We start from the raw sequence: 18,122 nt of genomic DNA on the forward strand, positions 1-18,122 counted from the left end.
GTGTCAGTCACGGTTTGCCTCCCGGGCCGGATGGTTGTCGAGATCGGCCGCGAGCCGCTTCAGGAAGCGGGGCATGCGAAACAGCGTCACAGCGCCCGCGAGGACAAGGAAGCAGCCCTTGAGGTCCTGGCTGAACAGGCTGCGGCGCAGGCCGTCGGCTTCGAGGTAGCGGTCCGACAGATTGGCGAGCTGGGTGAAGAGGCCACCGAGGTCCCAGCCCGCCACGAACAGGAAGAGCGCAAGCGGCAATCCCAGCACGATCAGGAGCGAGGTCGCGGCAAAGCGCGCGGTCTCGATGAGGACGAAGCAGCTCCCTTGCAGGAATGGCAGCAGGCTGCGGAGATTGGCCGGAGGGGTCCGGTCGGCGAGATGCGAGACCATCATTGTCCGCCTCCCGCCACGATGCGGATGGCATCGGCGAGGCTGTGTCCGCGCCGCTCGCAGTCCTGGATCGCGGCATAGGTGTCGGGATCGGAGGAGTAGATCGTCGCCGAGAAGGGATCGAGCACGAGCCGGCCGACCGCTTCGGTCTCGGGGCCCTTGATGAAGACCTCGCTGTACTCGGTCCCCGATCGCTTGAGGCTGCGGATCAGCGTCTCGGTGCGGTCGTCCATGTCGAGCCGCGCATTCGCCCTGAAATCGGCGATCGTCTCGGCCTTCTGCTGAAGCACCAGCATCCAGTCGCTGTTTTCCAGGGCAGCGCGCGCGCCATCGGACTTGTAATAGTCATTGAGGGACTGGGTCGCGGTGGCGAGCGCGCCGCCATATTTGCGCGCAGTGCGGGCATAGGTCTCGACGAACTCGCCCATCGACCCGCCCTTGAGCATGGCCCAGGCCTCGTCGATCAGCAGCAGCTTCTTGGTCGCTCGCGAAGAGCGCGTCATCGCCTGGCTGGTCATGAACATGATCGCCGAAAGGACGACGCTGCGAAGTTCCTCGCGGGACGCGAGATCGCTCATCTCGAAGACGGTAAAATCATCGTCGAGCGCGAAGCTCGCCTTGCCTGCAAAGAACCCGCCGTAGCTGCCGCCGCGGCAGAAGGGCGCGATTGCGGTGGCAAGATCGCGGCCCGCCTCGCTTTCCGATCCATGAAGCACTTGGGCGACATCGTCGATCGACGCGCCGCTGCCGAGTGCCTCCCAGGTCGCAGTCACGGCCCGGTCGATGAGCCCGCGCTCGGTGTCGCTTGGCGCGGTGCCGGGACGGGCCATCTGGCCGACAATCGCCTTGATCATGGCAAAGCAGTCGAGGCGGTAATCCTCGTCTTCGTGCGCACGGGCATCGTCGACCATCGAGAAGGGGTTCAGGGAAAAGCCCGAGGCGAGCTTGAACTCGACGAAGCGTCCGCCCTGCAGTTTGACCGAATGCTCGAAGCTGCGCCCGTCGTCGATCACCACGACCTTGGCGCCTGCGCCGCGCAGGGCGGCGCAGAGTTCCTGCAGCAGCACCGACTTGCCCGAGCCCGACTTGCCGCAGATCGCGATATTGTGATTGCCGGCAGTGTTTTCGAACGGCGACCACCAGAAGGGCTGGCCGCGCCGACCGACGAGCAGGAGGTGCGGGATTACGCCGCCGAGATATTCTCCCTGCATCGGCGCGATATGCGCCGCCGTCGTCGAGAGCATGGTCTTGAGGCGCTTTAGCCGCGCCATGTCGTCGGCGAGGCCGTCGGCGAGGCTCAAGGGAAAGGCAGCGACGAGGCCCTGCAGCTGGAGGAAGCGCTCGTCGGCAAGATCCCAGCCCGCTGCCTTGTAGATCGCCTTGATGATGCGTTCGTGCGCGTCGCCCTGGCCGAGCGGCGAGATGCTGGTCAGCCCGTAGAACAGCTTCACGAGCTTCTTGCCGGCCTGGAGTTCGGCCTGGACGTGGCGCCATTCGGCCGACTGTTCGGCGAGCTTGGGAAGAAAGCGCGCGCTCTTGGTCTGGCTGAGGCTGGTCGTACGCATGAACTTGAAGCCAGCGCGCGCCGAAGCGGCTTCCTGGTCGGGGTAGACCAGGCACAGCATGGTCGCCGTTGGACAGGGGAAGCGCAGTTTGTCGGTAAACATGTCGCCGATGAGCCGCGCGCATTCCCAGGGCGCCCAGCGCTCAGGGGTAGAGCGCACGGCATAGTGGCGCACGTCGAAATGGTCGGGATAGCATTCGCCGACTTCGGGATTGCCTTCCTCGTCGCGGCCGGTCTCGCGAAAGCGCTCGGTCCTGAGGACCAAGCGATCGTCTTCGACTTCGAGCTCGATGTCGCGGCGGATGGCCTGGACATCGAGCGTATCGTGCGGGTTCCACGCATGGATGTCGGTCTCGTGCGCGGTAGTCGGCGAGGTGAGCTCGTCGATCAGCGCCAGAAGCCCGCCCGGACGCAGCTCTTGCGCGAAGAGGCCGAGCGAATGGAGCAAGCCCATCAGCCCTTCGCGGCATTCGGAGAGTTCTGCGTCGGTTACGCTGCCGGGCACCGGCACGCCGAGCGAGACAATCAGTCGGACGTTGCGGGCATGGAAGGGCGCATACGCTGAGCCCGAATTCCAGACGAGATCGTAAAGGCGCCTGGTGCGCGCCCTGGCGATGGCCTCGTAGATTCCGCCCTGCTCGTAGCGCGGAGCGAACCAGGGGCCGACCACGCTGCCGATCCGCGGAGATGCGAAGTTCAGGACCTGGAGGCAGGCGCCCTGCGGCAGGCCTTCGGAGAAGAACTGACCGAGGATCTCGCCGGTCCGTTCGTCGGCCCCGATCAGCGGGGTGACTTCGAGCACGAAGCCTTTGGAGCGGGCGTTGCGGTAGAGCTTCGCCCCCTCGTCATAGACCCGGTAGGGCAGCCAGTCCGAGAGCATATCGAGCCCGAAATGCGCCTGGGGCTTCTCAGGCCGAGCCGTGTCGGCAAACAGGCCCCGCGAGAGTGCGTCGCGCGCGGCAGCAAGGGATAGCGTCACCGGCTCTCTCCTTCGGTCATGTCAGGGTGGGGGACCGGCTCGCGGGGAGGGGAAAACGAGCCAGGTCCCCCGGGTTCCGGCGCGTCAGCGCCGGGCATCGCCGGAACGGGCTGCGAGGGGATGAACAGCTGTTCCGGCAATGTGTCTGTCGGTTGGAATTCAGGTGCGGTGTTGCCTTCGCGCGTCGCGGCAATGGTCGATGCCAGCGAGTGCAGGACTTCGCGGCGGCCCTGTGGGGCGCGCCAGCCTGTCCCTGCCTGTTCGGGCAGCGTCAGGTGAACGACGCGCGCCTCATGGTCGCGGCCCGCCGCGTCACGGTAGGGCGTCAGCACCACCTGCAGGCGGCGAACCGCTTCGCCGGTCGGGGTCACCGTCCGATGCGCGTCAGACGTGTCAGCCTTTTCAATGCCGGTCGCCCCGGCATCGATCGCGGAAGTCGGCGCGCAGGTTCCTTCGGGAGCGCGGCAGGCAAAGCTGCCTTTGACGTTGCCGCCAAGGCTGGCGCAGCCGCTGGCCAGGATGAGCGGCGCAGCGAGCACCGCGGCGCGAAGGATCGGAAGCTGGCTCATTGCGCCTCTCCCCTGCCTTCGGCCACGAAGCGGCGGATCGCTGCGGCGTCGCGGTAGCCATGAAGCACCGCCCCATCACGGGCACGCACGATGACCGGGGTTCCGGCAAACCCGTTGGCCTTCGCGAAGGCTTCGTTGGCATCGAGCGCCTTGGCGTCCTTGCAGGTCTTGCCGGTCGCCGGAGCCTGCCCGTCGTAGGCTGCATGGAGTGCCTTTGCCGGATCCTTGGCGCACAGTACCGCCTCGGAAATCTTGCGGCTTGCCGCGCCGAAGATCGAGATCGGTCGCTCTTCAACATGAACCTTGGCCTTGGCGAGTTCGCCCGCCAGGCGCTGGCAGTACCCGCACTGGAAGTCCGAGAAGACGATCAGGCGTTCGCCCTTGGGGCTGCCCCAGTGGATCGCGCCCGCATCCGGAAGCGACGAGAGGTCGACATGGCTGGCGGCCGCCTGGATCGGCGCTTCGTCGCGACCTGCGGGAGCATCGCTGGCCACACGCGCCGCCCCGGCCGCGAGCAGGTCGGGATTGAGTTCGAGCAGGCGGGCGGCGGTCACGTCGCGCCGCTCTTCCATGTCGTAGAGACGGCCCACGAACAGGTAGCGGGCGGTCTCGTCGATGTAGAACAGCGTGTCGCCCGAGACGACTTCGCACCAGGGGCCCAGCGTGTCGCAGCTGATCGCATCGATCGGGGTCTTGGGCAGCCGCAGTTTCAGTGCCTGCGCGACATCACTCGCCATGCCCGCGGCTCTCGCAGGCATAGCGGTGACGGCAGAGACGCCGAGCGTCAGCACGGCGGCGGCGCTCGAGAGGGCAAGGGCAAGGTGGGCGGCGCGGGCCTTCAGGCCCGGCCGGCGGTCATTGTAGTTCATTTGGAGGGGCTCCTGACGTGGACGCCGTCGAGAAAGACGATCTCGACCTCGATGCCGGTCGGCATCTCGACGACGGGTTGGTATTGTTCGGCGCGTTCGATGAGGTATCGGCTGACGGTGTCGGCGGCTTCGCCGGCACCCTGGCCAAAGCCACCGGCGAGGATGTCGGTCGGCGACAGCGCCTCGCGCTGACCGTTGGCGCCGACAGGCTGCGTGAAGATACCGTTGGCGTTGGCTGAGAATCCGCGGCCGAATCCGCCGACAATCCCGGCGAGCAGTGCCTGGCTGACAAGGCTGCCTTCGCGGCTGACCACGCGGCCACGCACACCCGACTTTCCGGCAAAGGAAATGAACCCCTTGACCTCGCTCACCGCGAAGCGGCCGCCGGGCTGCGCGCAGGTCATGCGCACCAGCTTGACGTAGACCTTCTCGGCCGAGAGATCGCCGCGCGCCGCGCCATTGACGAGGCAGCCGGTGATATCGGTGGTGAGCAGTTTGTTGCCGCGCATGACCGAGCGGGCCGGACCGGTGATCCGGAGCACCACGGGAAGCGGATCGCTCTGGCTGGCAACGCCGGTCGAGGCGTCGACACCCACGATGACCGTTGCCGGTGCGTAGCTGTTAGGCGGCAGGTAATCGCGGCTCGCTTCGAGCAGCAGGGCGGGCGCAGTCTCTGCCACGCGCGGCTTGCCGTCCTTGCCCGGCTCAGCGCTGAAACTCATCAGGCTGAGCTGTCCGCCCTGCGTTTCCGGTGCTCCTTGCGGTGGCTGGACAGCCCCGCCGGTGCCGACGCCGGGACCATAGGCCGGTGGCGGCGGCAGGGGCGGTGCGGTTGCAGGCGCTTTCGCAGCGTCGCTAAGCTGTGACCGTAGATTGGCGTTCTCGGCTGAGATCGCGTCGATCGCCGCCTGGCCGTCGGAGCGCATCTGCGCGTTCTCGCTGCGCAGGGCTTCGAGCTCCTGCTCGATTTCGGGGCGCGGCAGCTGGGCCTGCTGCAGATCCTTGATCGCGCGGCCCTGTGCATCGAGCCGGTTACCGTAGCTCGCGACGAACTCGCGCTGCGAGAGGTTGCGATTGACGAGGCCGCCGGTGTCGATTGTCGTCGCACCATTGGCATCGGCGCCGCCCTCGTCGCCATCGCCGCCGAAGATGAACATCCCGCCGCCGATGAGGGCGATGGCCCCGATCCCGGCGAGCAGCATCTTCTGGCGCTGCGCGATCTGCGAGTTGAGGTTGCGCCGTCCGCTTTCGCGCGCTTCGGGCGAGCCCGGCAGAGGCCTCTTTTCGGCGTCCTTCTGTGTTGCCTCGGCCATCAGTCGAGCCCTCCCTTGGCAAAGACAAGGAAGGCACTGGTCGCTTCACCGGGAGCGAGTGCATCGCGGCCATAGGCGAAGGCGAGCGCGCCTGCGGGACCCTCTCGCTCGGAGCCAAGTGCAAGGCTCTCCTGGCCGAGATTGCGTACAAGAAAGCGCTGTCCGGTAAGTTCATCGCCCTGGTATTCGGCGACCAGCTGGACCTCGATCCCGCCGGTACGGCGCGGAGCGGAGAGTTCAGCGCGGGCAGTGAACCCGGGCAGGACGGCATCGCTCGCCATCGCCTCGATCAGGCGGATCGCAGCGTCCTCCGGCCCGGTCTCGGTCTCCCATTCGGTAGCCGCGGCTTTAGCGAGCGCGGGATTGGTGATGAAGAGCTGGGCCGCTTCCTCGCCGCCGAGGCGGCAGGCGAACTTGTAGACGTAGCCCGCCTTGCTGGTCGCAAAGAAGCTGACCCGGGCAGCGGCAAATTGCGGGGGCACGGAGATATAGATGTCTCCGCGCACTGGCTCGTGCGTCACCTGGAAGTCGTTGTAGGGAAAGCCGCTCGCGATCTTCGAGACATTGGCAAAGCCGTCATCGATTAGCGCAATCCGGGTGAGTTCGCCGCGCGCGAGTTCGCAGTCGATGGTCGCATTGTCGGCCGCTTCGACGAACTGGTCGGCATGCGCCGGGACCGGCGCGAGCGCGAAGGCGAGTACGGCGAGGCCGGTCAGCCTGAGCCCGGGATCGGGGCGCCGTGCCGCGCCGATCGCGAAACAGGCAAGGCCGGTTCCGGCAAGCGCAGCAGCGAAGGGAGATGGGAGAAGGCTCATTGGCCGGGTTCCTCCTTGTCGGTGGGAAGTTGTTCGAAGCCGGCGAGCGCGAGGCTGAGGCCACGCTTCGACCAGCGGAAACGGAAGGAGCGGCGCTGGCTCGCGATCACCTGCGCGCCGACAAAGGTCTTGAGCGTGCCGGTGACGGTCGAGGTCAGGGCCTTGGGGTCGACATGCATTTCCGCGATCACGAAGGCCTGGCTGATGTCCGAGCCGCGCTGTTCCTCGACGATTCTGACGAGCTCGGCCTTGAGGCGGCCGTGCGCGGTGGGATCGGCGAGCTTCAGGATGTTCGCCATCCAGTAGTCGAGGCTTTCGGGTGCCCGGTTGAGGAGCATCAGTGCCGTGTCGCGGGTAACGAGCTCGAGATAGGGCGCGTCGATCCCGCCGCTCGAGACGGTGATCCGCTCGGCGGTGATCGGCACCAGCACCACCTGCTCGTCGCGGGTGACCGCGGCGCCGAGGCTGACCAGCGTGGTTAGTCCCAAAGCACCTGCCAGCACCGCAAAGCGGTTGCGTTGCCGCAGGTAGGTCTGCGCCTGTTCGTGCGCGAATTCTGCTCGCATGGGTCGCCTCCCTCAGCCCGCCAACAGGCGGCAGTGGGAGGGCGGCGTGGCCTTCAACCCGAGAAAGCTCCCGGGCAGGTACCAGTACGCAGCATGCACCAGTGCCGAACCGGCGCCGCGTGCCTTCGCCTTCCGCAAGGCAAGCCAGGCCCCGGCGGCCAGGCCGATACCGATGAAGATATGCTGCGAGAGGATGCCCCAGGCGAAGGGAATGAGAATCCCTGCAAACTCGTCGATGGTCCAGAAGCCGATGAGCTCCGGATCGTCGAGCCGCCGTGGAACAAGGTACCTGTCGGCCATGCCGCCCTCCTGTCGTGACCCGATCCGCTGATCAGATGACCGCGGTCACGACCGAGGTGACGATCGGCACGCCGGTGCCGACACCGATCCCGACGCCGACCGGGACTGCGACCTGGCCGAGTGAAAAGCGCCCTGATGCGAGACCGATCAGACCGCCCGCGAGGCTGAGCACGGTGATGATCTTGCCGCCCGAGCCTTCGAGAAAGTCGGTGAACTTGGTCAGCGCGGGATCGAAGGTGGTGTCGGCGCCGGCAAAGGCGGCACCGGCGCAGGCCAGCGCCACGCAGGCGGGAAGAATGTAGTCGCGGCCACGAACGCGGTTGAGCGTGCGCTGCTGGACCGGAAGGGCAGTCTTGGTGGTCATGGATGGAAACTCCGAGGGATTGAACATCAGCCAGCGATGCGTTCGCTGTATGTTCTTTCCTCTCCCCGGAGCCGGGCTGTAGGAAATCGGGAACTGGATTTTGGGACTGCCGACCAAGCAAAAAGCGACATCGGGAGGTGCGCTGGCCGGGATTCGCGCAGGCTGATCGCGGAGCAGCGCCGACTGTGCCGGCTTCTGAGCGATGCGAGCCGCGATCTGCGCTGGTGCGGACGGAATTCGCGCGAATCATCGAAGGAAGCTGATTCGTCCCTTCCTCTATGTTCTCTAGATGTTCTTTTCGTTTTCCTACAGGCTTCCTTCGCGGTTAGCCGGTGAGTCGATCACATCTTGGGAAAAGGATTCGTCGATGACCAACATGGCGCTCTTTGCCGAACAACAGGTTCGCGCCGACCTCGCCCGGCTGCTTTTGGCAGCTGTCGAAACCAGCGGCCGTGCCCGCTGCGACATCGCGCGCGACGCGCAGATCCATAAGGACGCTTTGCGCCGCGTCCTTGCCGGCGAGCGCTCGGCCAGCCTTGGAGAAGCCTTGCGCATTCTTTCCGCGAGCGGCGTCGCGCCACACGCACATTTGCTCCTCTTCCTCGTCAGCAGCGGCGATCACGCGATTGCGTGGCTGCAATCGGACCTCGCGCAATTCTTCGAGGACTTTTCCGGCGAGCTGCCTTCAGCACTAGAGCGTGTCCTGGGCAACCAGGTTCACGATGTGAAGCCGCGTTGGGCCAAAGGCACCGCGCACCGGGTTGCGCGCCTGCTCTCCGACCACATCGATGAGCTTGAACGAAAGGATGCGCTGCTCGGCGATGCCTTTGCCGGCCTCGAAGGAGGCCATCGTGGGTGAGGAGATCGACAAGGGAACGACCGAAGCCCGTCGGGTCACTCGTCTTATTCGCTTGCCCGAAGTGCAGCACCGCGTCGCGCTTGGCCGTTCGACGATCTATCGCTGGATGAGCGAAGGCAAATTCCCGAAGCCCGTACAATTGGGCGGATACGCGGTTGCATGGTCTGAGGACGAAGTTGAGGACTGGATATCAGCCCGCCTCAGCGAGCCTCGTCGGATCAACTTGAGTTAAATTATGAGCAGAGCTTTTCCTCCCCCGCTGAGGTATAGAAGGTAGCGGAATCGCAAGCAATTTCACGTAGTTTGCTTACTGCCGCTCCATTCCGTTTTCAGAGCTATTATTGTTGATTCCAGGCAACCTCCTCGGTTCTCAACAGCCCGTCTAGCGGGGGGTAATTTGGAATTGATTGACACGCGTGCAGAAATCGAGCATTTCTCGAATATGGGAAATTTGATCGGAAGTGAGAGAGGTGTTTGTTGGGAGAACCTCGAATTAGCGCGCCACTTGGAAACCTTGCGGCATGATCACAACCTATCGCTTGAAGAGGTGGCGAAGAGGTCTGGTGTGAGCCGAGCCACCCTGTCTCGGATCGAGCGCGGAACAACGAGTCCGACTGCGCAGGTTCTGGGTAGGCTGTGCGCAGCCTATGGTTTAACGACCTCGCAATTGTTACTCAATGTCGAGAAAATCGGTCCGTCGATCGTCAAGTGGGCCGAGGCCTTTTGTTGGGAGGATCCCGCTACAAGGTACCGGAGAACTTCCGTATCTCCCCCGCAGCCTGGGTTCCAGATTGAGCTAGTTTACGGCGAATTGCCGGCAGCACAGAGGATAGAGTATCCGCATCCTTCCAGGCATGGCCTGGAGCAGCATATCTTGGTCCTTAAGGGGAAGCTCAGGATCGAATGCCAGGGCGAGACATACGCGGTAGGGGAGCGGGATTGTCTCCGCTTCTTTTTGAACGGCCCTACGGTGTTTGAAACAAATGCAGAGCAGGCCGCGCAATACCTCGTTGCGCTACGGGTGCCCACGTGAGGATTTCTGCCGGGGACCTACGCGATCCGCAGGTACAGAGGCTCTTACTCCTGCATCTGAACGGTATGCGGCAAAACTCGCCGGAAGGCAGCGTTTACGCACTCGATTTAGCAGGCCTCGAGCAGCCGGAGATCAGCTTTTGGGCGGCTTGGGATGAAGGAGATCTTCTCGGGATTGCAGCGTTGAAAGTCCTTCCTGGGGCCGAGGGCGAGATTAAATCTATGCGTACCAGTCCTGAGCATTTGCGGAAAGGCGTAGCCCGCGCGCTGTTAAAGCACATTATCGAAGTGGCGAAGGAGCAAGGTATTTGGCGGCTGAGCTTGGAAACCGGGTCCGGGGCTTCCTTTGAGCCGGCCCTCGCGCTATACCGTTCGTTCGGGTTCAGCAACGGCGCGCCATTCGGCGGCTATCGGGCGTCGGATTTTAATCAGTTCTTGCACTTGGACATGTCTGACGGGCCGACTTCGTTGGACCAAAACAAAGGGCTGTCTACCGAAAGCCCCCATTCTGCCCAAATCGTAGATGACCGTCTTACAGGGAGATGCTTGTGCGGGGCCGTACGATACGAGGTAGCTGACGCCTTTGAGTATAGCCTGAATTGCCACTGCTCGGACTGCCGTCGGGCTACAGGAGCAGCGTTTAAGTCGCTTGCTGGAATTGCGTCATACAAACTTCGTGTACGCTCGGGGGAGGAGTCGATTTTCCGCTATGGAGATAAGGCCGCTCAGGATCTGCACTGTCGAAACTGTGGATCGTTAATCTATTCTCTCGTTCACGACGGCCGAATTGCCCACGTGGCCATGGGTACCTTAGACCAAGCGCCGTCGATTCGACCGTCGAAACATATTTTCGTTGCCTCGAAGGCACCATGGCACGAAATCACCGACGATTTGCCCCAGTTCGATGAGTTCGACTGAGTGCTCTGTCAAAAGCCATTGCGCCAGCTGTGACGCCTTTTGCAGGTCATGGTTCGATAGCCGGGCTTTGACCTTGATTGGTGATTCATGCGGAAGCTCTGCAAGCGGTCGCCACTCGCACGATTCTCATGCGGGCAGGCTCACTTGATCGTCGATCAAGTCGTCAATTTTGGTTTGGCGAAACCGCATCCCGAGGAGGAAGTGAGGCACCGAAGATTTGTCCAACCAGAGCAAGCGATTAAGCTAAATCCGCAACGTTCACATGGATTGGAGGTAAGCTGCCAACTTCTCGAATGAGCCCTCATGTCCCGACTTAATATCCTCAGCCATGTTCTTGCCCGCGAATGACATCACTTGCGCGGTCAGAGCGCACTCTACCTGGCCGCTAGCGCGATCATTGAACACGATCGAATTCTGACTGAGAGCAAGCAGGTTGCCTAGACAACGGATTTCCTCCGTCGCCGCTATAAGCTCATCGCTGACTATGCGGTGATAACGAGTAGCCACCGTGAAGACCGGGTCAGAAACCGGACCACAGCGCACGATGTCGAGCCCCCCCTCACGGAAGTCGGCCGTTTCAATCAAATAGGCTGCCGTGTCACTCGGGGCTGCCCAGCGGGAGCGCTTGGCCGGATCGGCAAACGCGCCGAAGACATCCTGCAGCCGACCGTGCAGTTGAACTGTTACCTCGATCGTATCGTAAATAATTTCCGGCATGCGCGATCCTCACTTCGCATTTTCCAATCCAGTAGGATTGGCTCGAATGCCCAGGTTCCAGCCACCGTAGGACTGGGTCTTTGCATAAGGGCAGGAGTGTGGTTATATTTTGTAACTATGGAGTCAAGTAACATAATGAAGAGCGATGGCGCTCCCGCACTCAGGTCCTATGACGATTCCTGCGGGGCGGCCTACGGACTGTCGCTTGTCGGCGATCGATGGACGCTTCTTGTGGCGCGAGAATTGATGTTGGGCCCCCGGAGATTCAGCGACTTGCGGGCAGGATTGGGGGGCATTAGTGCGAATGTCCTGACCCAGAAGCTGAGGCGAGGGCTCGATGTCGGGATGTTCCAGCGACGCCGGCTCCCCCCGCCCGCGGCAAGCTGGATCTATGAACTCACTGAATGGGGCCTTGCGGCCGAACCCATCCTCCAGGAACTGGGAAGGTGGTCGGTGAGACATCCTGATTACGACCCGTCTGCCCCTTTATCCCCTGTCTCGTTTATGCTCTCTCTTCGCACCCTTTTCGTGAGCGCCAGAGCGCCGGGGCGCGCGATCGCCGTGAATTTCATCTTCGGTGAGGAATGCTATCGTTGCGAACTTTTGCGCAAGGAGATTTCGGTCACGCGGGCCGAAGAACGGGCTGCAGATGTCACGGTGAGAACAGATCCAAACACAGCGGCTTTTCTCGTGCATCACTCGAAGGGACTCCCGAGCGCAGCTGACGTTTCGGATAGTCCAATCGAGGGGAGCATAGCCTGCTTTCGCGAATTTGCTTCCGCATTCGAGATGCCCCAGATTTCCAAGTCATTTAGCGCGTCAGCGAGAATTGCTGAATGACCTGTCGGGGCGGGCGCTCGTCCTCGCCGACGTCAATCCGGCGCGGGGCTATGACTGTGAGCCGCGCATCACATGATACGCACCCGCAGCGAATAAGCTCACCGGGGCAGGCTCGGCCCACTCATGCCGAGGGGTATCGAAATCAGAGTGTATTCAACAGGCATCGGGTTTGCCAGGTGTCCTGCCCGGGAAGGACAAGAATTCCATGGTGACTGTAGCAACGATTGCGCGTATCGGCACGGCCATCGGAGAGCCATCCCGCGCAGCCATGCTTTACGCACTTATGGATGGTCGCGCTCTTACAGCAGGCGAACTGTCCAGGGCTGCGGGCGTCGCACCATCGACAGGCAGTGACCACCTTTCCATCCTCACCGGCCTTGGCCTTGTTGCCTGCGTCCAGCAGGGACGTCATCGATATCACAGGCTTCGCACACCTGAGATAGCGCGCCTGCTCGAGAGCATGATGGTGATCGGCGCCGATGAGATGGCATCTACTTCTTGCCGCCCTGTCCGGACGGGTCCCAGAGACGCAGAAATGCGCTTTTTGCGCACTTGCTATGATCATCTGGCCGGTGGGGTAGCCGTGGCGATGGCCGAGGCGATGGTAAGGCAGAACTTTTTGACACTAACAGAGGAAACCGGCCATCTCTCGTCGGCGGGTATCGAATTTCTGCGCGGCCTTGGCTGGTCGTTTCCTTCTATAGGGCCAAGCGCGCAGCTTAGTTGCGCCGACTATAGCTGCCGCTCTTGTCTCGATTGGAGCGAAAGGCGCCCGCATATCGGAGGGCGCTTCGGAGCGGAGCTTTATAAATTCGCCCTCAAATCGAGGTGGGTTATGAGCGTTCCAGGCTCGCGAGCGCTGCGCCTTACGCCCCGCGGCGCTCGCGTTCTCGAGACGGAATTTGCTATCTCTCCAGCCCGTCTGATGGACGCTGGCAAGGGAGTGCACTAAGCCATCAAAGCCAGGCAAAGAGTCGAAAATCTCAAACTGCGGTGGCACACCTGCTTTTGCTGGATTGTGGGGCGGCTTTCCAACCGGAAACTACGAGGCCGGCGACAACCACACCGATGAATGGTTGTTCCCAGTGTTCGCCGAACGGGGTTCCGCGAAGAAAAAGCACCAGCGCAATGCCCAGAGCAGTTAGCGTGTATCCGAGACCCTGGGCTAATGACGAAGTTATTGCAGGGCAGTGTTCGTCGCGCACGGCAAGAGCAATGAGCAGTAAAGCTAGGCCGATTAGGCCACCTTGGGCCAGGCCCTGCACTATCAGCAGAGATAGCAGCTGCGATTGAGGCACGTAGGGTACCGCAAGCAAAGTTGTGCCGGCAATAACCGCGGTAACTGCAGAAGGCTTTCCGACGTCGGTGGCCCGGACCGCAATTACAGGGATAAGGAGCGCGCCGGGTATCTGGCACAGCATGCTGATCGCGGAGTGGCTGCCAGCCGTCCGCACACCGAGCCCTCGCAATTCCAGGGCGGGGTGAAGGTCCGAAAAAACCAGGTAAGCAAGAATACCCTGAAGACCGGTAAAGCAGGCCAGCGGACCGAAGGTCCTCCAGTGGGGCATGTCGTTCGCTTTGCGGACCGTGAGCATTATCGGTTTGTTCGACCTCGTGGCGAACCACAGGAAAGCGGCAACTCCTGGAAAAACGGCGCTGAAACCCAGCGCAGTGTTCCACGACTCACCCTTTACAAGGATCATGGGCGTCACCTGGGCCCCGATCGCTGCCCCCGCGCAGAGCGCACTCGTATAAACGCCCATGAGCAAGGCTTTCTCGCGAGCTCCGTATGAGCGCACGTAGCTCGGGACGAGTACGTTCGCCATTCCGATGGATAGTCCTGCAATGACACCTGCAGCGCACAGGCCCAATGGTGAGGAGAATCCGCGTGCAAGGGAGGCCAGCGCGAGCACTGCCGTAAGGAAGCCCAAAAGCCGCGCGTTCGATCCGGTTACGAACAGCGCCACAAGGCCGCCCAGACCCATGGCAGCTATTGGTAGTACTATTAGAATTGCGACCTGATGGCCTGACAGGACGTGGGTGTTGGTCAGTGTGGGGGAAACCGCTGCAAAGCTGCTGAAATACGGTCTAAGACACATCCCGCTTACAGCCAGGAGCATCACCTCGGTACGTTTACTTGACCGATTACCCGGCGATTGCATGACGGGATATCCGATCGTAATCGCGAAAGTCGTCCGGAAGTCGCCCCGTCCTAAGAAATTCGACAGTGGCCCGGTTGAATTCCGCGATCTCCAAGCCGTTTGTCTCGCACCATTCGGTCGACAGCGATGTCGTCGTGTAGCGTGCGCCATCATCAGGATTGAGGGTCACGATCGGGCCCGCAACGCAGGGCTCTTCGTGAAAGGAACAGAGAAGAGCGGCTGCCCAAAGGTTCATTCCAGCAGAGCTGCCAAACGGTCGCCCCAGATGCTCGGAGAGCGCCCACGAGGCGCCCACAGCCGCTTCGTCGGAGACCGCTATCGAATGGGACGGCAGCGATGGGCGAAACCCAGGCCTTGGCTCACACGATCCCACCCCATCGATTAGCCATTGGCCCGGCCGATAAGCGCCTTCGTTTCTTCGTGCCAACCAATGGAACAGGGAGCCGTCAGGATCTGCCAGGCAGATCCTGGTGGGGCTATCTGTAAGCACTACTGCGCGCGCGAGCGAGGAGATGGTTCCTCCGGTTCCGCAGCCCGCTATAATCCAGTCTGGTGATCGCTCTAACTGATCATGGATTTCCGAAAAGACAGCGCAAGGCACATCGTGCCCGTATGCATCCGCTGCATTGACGAACTGATCAATGAAGAAGCCGCAATGGCGTTCGGCCAGCCATGAAGCCTTCCTTCGCGCGCCCTCCAGATCGGCCGCGATATGCAGACGGATTCCAGCCCGTTCCAGCAAGCATTTCTTCTCCCGTGAGATTGTCGCGGGCACGACTATCTCAAGCCGCAGGTCCAGCATTCTTGCAAACCATGCTTCGGAAAGAGCCATCGATCCGGAAGAAGCATCGTAAAGGCTCGTGTCGGAACCGATCCGCCCGTCGACGACTGCTCGCCAGAACAATCTCCTAGCCAGCCGATGTTTGATCGATCCCGAGGGAGTGGCACTTTCGTCCTTGAGCCAAATGTGCGCTAAAGTCCCTTCATCAACCAGTTTGATAAGCGGAGTGGGCTTGCAATTGCTTTCATCTGTTAGCTTGCGCAGTGCACTAGCCCTCCAATCGTCCATCGCGGCGGGCTCATTCGGCATCAAATGAAAAATCGGGTTGGCATTGAATGGGGAAACTTACCGAGTTGGCGAGGAAGCACTGATCATGCGCCCTGTGATGAAGGGTTTCGAGAAGATCACGGCTGATCGTGGACGCCCGGGGCACGGTTATTTTAGGAGATAACTGGATCGTCTCAAATGCCATGGACCGTCCGGAGCGCTTCAGGACGCCGGTGGCGTTATCGCAATAAGACGTGACCGCTAAATGCGCCGCGCTTGCAAGCGACAGGAAAAACAGCATGTGGCACGAAGCTATGGCCGCAATGAAGGCCTCTTCTGGGTCCACCGCCTCTTCGTCCGACATGGGGACCGGAACGATCTGGGGGGAAGATGATGCGCGTATGGCCATTCCCCCGTCGAACAACCATTGGTGCGCTCGGCTATATCTCGCCGCCAGAAAGTCAGTTCCACTCTCCAGATGCCATCTTACCGAAGCTGTATGTGTAGCCATTGTCTTCCCTCTAGGACGTAGAGGGCAGATATCCGATGCTCACGTCAGATGTTTCGGTGGAGGCCGAAACGTGGGTTAAAATCAGACTCTATGTTGGCCCGCAACCGAAGCCTAGGATGCGTGAAATCAGTATGCTTTCCCTGAAGCCGGATTGCCAGGTGTGCCAAACCCCCCTCCCGCCAGAATCGAAAGCGGCATGGATATGCTCTTACGAATGCACTTTCTGCGTACAATGCGCCCGCGAACTCGACGGAACCTGCCCGAACTGTCGCGGGGAACTCCAAGTCCGACCATCACGAAAGGTTGCCAAGCCGCCGGTCAGCGTCACGGGACATGACCCGCATCTTTCTATGAACGATTAGCGCAACCCGGCGATCGAAAGAATTTATGGGGAGCTATCATGTCAATTGATAGAAACAGCAGACCAGTCATTACGGGTTTCCGCTGGGTGCCGGACTTTGCCCGCGGTTTCGTCAAGGACCTGCGGGTTCGATGGGCCTGCGAAGAGGTCGGTCGGCCCTATGAGGAGCGTTTAGTAACGGATGATTTCGTTAAGGGAACGGAGTATCGCAAGGAGCAGCCCTTTGGTCAGGTTCCCGTGTATCGAGAGGGGCAGGTTGCCCTGTTCGAAAGCGGCGCTATCGTACTGCATATCGCAAACCAGTCCTCGCAACTGATGCCTTCCAATCCAGTTGATGCGGCTCGCGTGGTCAGCTGGATGTTCGCTGCCATCGCTAGCATCGAACCTTTCGTTTCCAGTCTTGCGGATATCGACCTGTTCCATGCGGACGAAGAGTGGGCGAAATTGCGCCGCACAGCTGCAGTAGAGCAGCTTTCGAAAAGGCTTGACGATCTGTCCGATGCGTTAGGGGGGCGGGACTATCTGGTGGACGAGTTCAGCGGTGCTGATTTGTTAATGGCTTGTGTGCTGAGAGACATCAGCGACCAGTCGACATTCGAGCGCCATCCAAACCTGGTCCACTACCTGGCGCGATGCACAGCAAGGCCTGCGTTCGTAAAAGCTTTGGAGTCGCAGCTCACTTCACTTGAATAGAGGATCTGCCTCCGCCGATCTCTGTACCCTGAATTCTTGGTTCTCCAGCTTTACAACCATGCGCATGGCCACCTCGCTCTGGTCGGGGATCCAACAGGCCGCCAGGGCCACCGGTGGCAGCGCCCAGCTTTCGGAGGACGGGACGTTCATGCAACGGCCCGATGCCGCGATCGTGGTTTTCGGCGAAACGCCCTATGCGGAATTCCAGGGGGACATCACCACGCTTCAATTGCGCCCCGAATTGCGCAGCCCGATCGCCACCATGCGACGGCTTAAGGAGCAGGGCATTCCAGTCATCGCGGTGATGATCACCGGTCGCCCGCTCTATGTGAACGAAGCGCTCAACACTGCCGACGCCTTCGTCACCGCATGGTTGCCCGGTTCGGAAGGTGGCGGCGTCGCCGACATGCTTTTTGCAGGCAGGAATGGTGTGTTCGCGCACGACTTCCAGGGTCTGCTCCCGACCGGATGGCCTGCTACGGCGAAGCACGGCGGCCCCATGCTTTTCCCGTTCGGCTACGGACTGCGCTATGCAGACGGTCCGCACGCTGAAGAACCGGGTGCACCCACGAACAGCTTGACGAGCATACCAACTAGTCGGTACGACGGGTTATGACGAACTTTCATTCTTGTGATCTCTCGCGCAACGACGCGCGTACACGCTTATTGGAAGCCGCGCGGGACCTCATTCGCGCGCAGGGCTTCTGTGCGACGACGGTTGATAATATTTGCAGGAAAGCAGGTGTCACCAAAGGTGCGTTCTTCCATCATTTCGAGAACAAGGAAGCTCTTGGTGTCGCTGCTGTTATTCATTGGTCGGAAACGACATCGGAATTGTTTGCCGATGCATCCTATCATGCTTGTCATGATCCATTAGACCGCTTGCTCGAGTACATTGCGTACAGGAAGAGGATTATAGAGGGCGACCCGGCCGAGTTCAGCTGCCTTGCTGGCGCTCTCGCTCAGGAGGTCTACGGCTCTCACCCCGCCATAAGGGAGTCCTGCGCCGCCAGTATCTTCGCACATGCTGAGACGCTTGAGCCAGATATTGAAGCCGCGATGGCCGCGCACAGGATTTCGTCCAACATGTCACCAGCGGGGGTTGCTGCCCATATTCAAGCGGTGCTGCAGGGCGCCTTCGTCCTCGCCAAGGCTGCCGACGATCCAGAGATCGCGCGCGCCAGCCTCGATCACCTCGCATGCTACATCGAAATGTTGTTCGGTCGCAGTCCTGCGAACGCAATCCAATGACCCAGGAAGA

Annotated in this window: 23 protein-coding genes; 10 read left to right on the forward strand and 13 right to left on the reverse strand. The window is 61.4% G+C overall.

Annotation, left to right across the window (positions count from 1 at the left end; all coding sequences use genetic code 11):
- Positions 1 to 3: 3 nt before the first annotated feature.
- From K3172_RS00235 to K3172_RS00275, 9 genes are read right to left on the reverse strand one after another with little or no spacing between them, the layout of a single operon-like run.
- Positions 4 to 384, reverse strand: coding sequence for a hypothetical protein (locus K3172_RS00235; protein ID WP_221586487.1), 381 nt, complete (start codon positions 382 to 384; stop codon positions 4 to 6).
- On the reverse strand, positions 381 to 2,924 hold the full coding sequence (gene traC, locus K3172_RS00240) for a type IV secretion system protein TraC (RefSeq protein WP_221586488.1): 2,544 nt from the start codon (positions 2,922 to 2,924) through the stop codon (positions 381 to 383). Before traC ends, K3172_RS00235 begins: the two co-directional genes overlap by 4 nt.
- Entirely contained in the window at positions 2,921 to 3,493 is a 573-nt protein-coding gene (locus K3172_RS00245) for a hypothetical protein (RefSeq protein ID WP_221586489.1), read from the reverse strand. Before K3172_RS00245 ends, traC begins: the two co-directional genes overlap by 4 nt.
- Positions 3,490 to 4,362 (reverse strand): DsbC family protein, encoded by an 873-nt coding sequence (locus K3172_RS00250; RefSeq protein WP_221586490.1) that lies wholly within the window; start codon positions 4,360 to 4,362, stop codon positions 3,490 to 3,492. The genes K3172_RS00245 and K3172_RS00250 overlap by 4 nt, the downstream gene beginning before the upstream one ends.
- Positions 4,359 to 5,675: a TraB/VirB10 family protein gene (locus K3172_RS00255; RefSeq protein ID WP_221586491.1), complete on the reverse strand. Its 1,317-nt coding sequence runs from the start codon at positions 5,673 to 5,675 to the stop codon at positions 4,359 to 4,361. The genes K3172_RS00250 and K3172_RS00255 overlap by 4 nt, the downstream gene beginning before the upstream one ends.
- Positions 5,675 to 6,490 (reverse strand): type-F conjugative transfer system secretin TraK, encoded by an 816-nt coding sequence (locus K3172_RS00260; RefSeq protein ID WP_221586492.1) that lies wholly within the window; start codon positions 6,488 to 6,490, stop codon positions 5,675 to 5,677. The genes K3172_RS00255 and K3172_RS00260 overlap by 1 nt, the downstream gene beginning before the upstream one ends.
- Complete coding sequence (locus tag K3172_RS00265; protein WP_221586493.1) at positions 6,487 to 7,056, reverse strand: type IV conjugative transfer system protein TraE; 570 nt, start codon at positions 7,054 to 7,056, stop codon at positions 6,487 to 6,489. The genes K3172_RS00260 and K3172_RS00265 overlap by 4 nt, the downstream gene beginning before the upstream one ends.
- 12 nt (positions 7,057 to 7,068) lie before the next feature.
- Positions 7,069 to 7,356, reverse strand: a complete 288-nt coding sequence (gene traL / locus K3172_RS00270) for a type IV conjugative transfer system protein TraL (RefSeq protein WP_006834208.1) — start codon at positions 7,354 to 7,356, stop codon at positions 7,069 to 7,071.
- A 31-nt stretch (positions 7,357 to 7,387) separates the two neighbouring features.
- A complete protein-coding gene (locus K3172_RS00275; protein WP_039280257.1) occupies positions 7,388 to 7,720 on the reverse strand; it encodes a hypothetical protein in 333 nt (110 codons plus the stop codon).
- A gap of 367 nt (positions 7,721 to 8,087) precedes the next feature.
- Here K3172_RS00275 and K3172_RS00280 point away from each other — a divergent pair, with 367 nt between their 5' ends.
- From K3172_RS00280 to K3172_RS00295, 4 genes are all read left to right on the forward strand, one after another.
- Positions 8,088 to 8,579 carry a hypothetical protein gene (locus tag K3172_RS00280; protein ID WP_221586494.1) on the forward strand — a complete coding sequence of 164 codons (492 nt, stop codon included), beginning with the start codon at positions 8,088 to 8,090 and terminating at the stop codon, positions 8,577 to 8,579.
- Positions 8,572 to 8,811 (forward strand): helix-turn-helix transcriptional regulator, encoded by a 240-nt coding sequence (locus tag K3172_RS00285; RefSeq protein WP_221586495.1) that lies wholly within the window; start codon positions 8,572 to 8,574, stop codon positions 8,809 to 8,811. Before K3172_RS00280 ends, K3172_RS00285 begins: the two co-directional genes overlap by 8 nt.
- A 210-nt stretch (positions 8,812 to 9,021) precedes the next feature.
- On the forward strand, positions 9,022 to 9,612 hold the full coding sequence (locus K3172_RS15790) for a helix-turn-helix domain-containing protein (protein WP_221586496.1): 591 nt from the start codon (positions 9,022 to 9,024) through the stop codon (positions 9,610 to 9,612).
- Between the two features lie 65 nt (positions 9,613 to 9,677).
- A complete protein-coding gene (locus K3172_RS00295; RefSeq protein ID WP_247717982.1) occupies positions 9,678 to 10,529 on the forward strand; it encodes a GNAT family N-acetyltransferase in 852 nt (283 codons plus the stop codon).
- Between the two features lie 258 nt (positions 10,530 to 10,787).
- On the opposite strand, the gene K3172_RS00300 is transcribed toward K3172_RS00295, so the two are convergent.
- On the reverse strand, positions 10,788 to 11,246 hold the full coding sequence (locus tag K3172_RS00300) for an SRPBCC family protein (RefSeq protein WP_221586498.1): 459 nt from the start codon (positions 11,244 to 11,246) through the stop codon (positions 10,788 to 10,790).
- Between the two features lie 135 nt (positions 11,247 to 11,381).
- On the opposite strand from K3172_RS00300, the gene K3172_RS15795 reads away from it, so the two are divergent.
- Positions 11,382 to 12,086, forward strand: coding sequence for a winged helix-turn-helix transcriptional regulator (locus K3172_RS15795; RefSeq protein WP_221586499.1), 705 nt, complete (start codon positions 11,382 to 11,384; stop codon positions 12,084 to 12,086).
- 205 nt (positions 12,087 to 12,291) lie between these two features.
- The gene (locus K3172_RS15800; RefSeq protein ID WP_221586500.1) at positions 12,292 to 13,038 is read left to right on the forward strand and encodes an ArsR/SmtB family transcription factor; all 747 of its coding nucleotides are present in this window, start codon (positions 12,292 to 12,294) and stop codon (positions 13,036 to 13,038) included.
- A 31-nt stretch (positions 13,039 to 13,069) separates the two neighbouring features.
- Here the strand turns inward: K3172_RS15800 and K3172_RS00315 are convergent, their stop codons facing one another.
- From K3172_RS00315 to K3172_RS00325, 3 genes are all read right to left on the reverse strand, one after another.
- The gene (locus tag K3172_RS00315; RefSeq protein WP_221586501.1) at positions 13,070 to 14,053 is read right to left on the reverse strand and encodes an MFS transporter; all 984 of its coding nucleotides are present in this window, start codon (positions 14,051 to 14,053) and stop codon (positions 13,070 to 13,072) included.
- Positions 14,054 to 14,231: 178 nt separating this feature from the next.
- Positions 14,232 to 15,338: a PLP-dependent cysteine synthase family protein gene (locus tag K3172_RS00320; RefSeq protein ID WP_221586502.1), complete on the reverse strand. Its 1,107-nt coding sequence runs from the start codon at positions 15,336 to 15,338 to the stop codon at positions 14,232 to 14,234.
- A complete protein-coding gene (locus K3172_RS00325) occupies positions 15,328 to 15,705 on the reverse strand; it encodes an OsmC family protein (RefSeq protein WP_221586503.1) in 378 nt (125 codons plus the stop codon). The genes K3172_RS00320 and K3172_RS00325 overlap by 11 nt, the downstream gene beginning before the upstream one ends.
- 233 nt (positions 15,706 to 15,938) lie before the next feature.
- On the opposite strand from K3172_RS00325, the gene K3172_RS00330 reads away from it, so the two are divergent.
- Genes K3172_RS00330 through K3172_RS00345 form a run of 4 tightly spaced genes read left to right on the forward strand, consistent with a single transcriptional unit; the run spans position 15,939 to position 18,112 of the window.
- Positions 15,939 to 16,169, forward strand: a complete 231-nt coding sequence (locus tag K3172_RS00330) for a DUF1272 domain-containing protein (RefSeq protein WP_221588880.1) — start codon at positions 15,939 to 15,941, stop codon at positions 16,167 to 16,169.
- Positions 16,170 to 16,207: 38 nt separating this feature from the next.
- Positions 16,208 to 16,861 (forward strand): glutathione S-transferase family protein, encoded by a 654-nt coding sequence (locus tag K3172_RS00335; RefSeq protein WP_221586504.1) that lies wholly within the window; start codon positions 16,208 to 16,210, stop codon positions 16,859 to 16,861.
- Positions 16,854 to 17,477, forward strand: coding sequence for a glycoside hydrolase family 3 protein (locus K3172_RS00340; RefSeq protein WP_282098582.1), 624 nt, complete (start codon positions 16,854 to 16,856; stop codon positions 17,475 to 17,477). The genes K3172_RS00335 and K3172_RS00340 overlap by 8 nt, the downstream gene beginning before the upstream one ends.
- Entirely contained in the window at positions 17,474 to 18,112 is a 639-nt protein-coding gene (locus K3172_RS00345) for a TetR/AcrR family transcriptional regulator (protein ID WP_221586506.1), read from the forward strand. The genes K3172_RS00340 and K3172_RS00345 overlap by 4 nt, the downstream gene beginning before the upstream one ends.
- The last annotated feature ends 10 nt before the right edge of the window (positions 18,113 to 18,122 follow it).

Origin of the sequence: Qipengyuania proteolytica (assembly GCF_019711565.1) — a bacterium.
In the GTDB taxonomy this organism is placed as follows: domain Bacteria; phylum Pseudomonadota; class Alphaproteobacteria; order Sphingomonadales; family Sphingomonadaceae; genus Qipengyuania; species Qipengyuania proteolytica.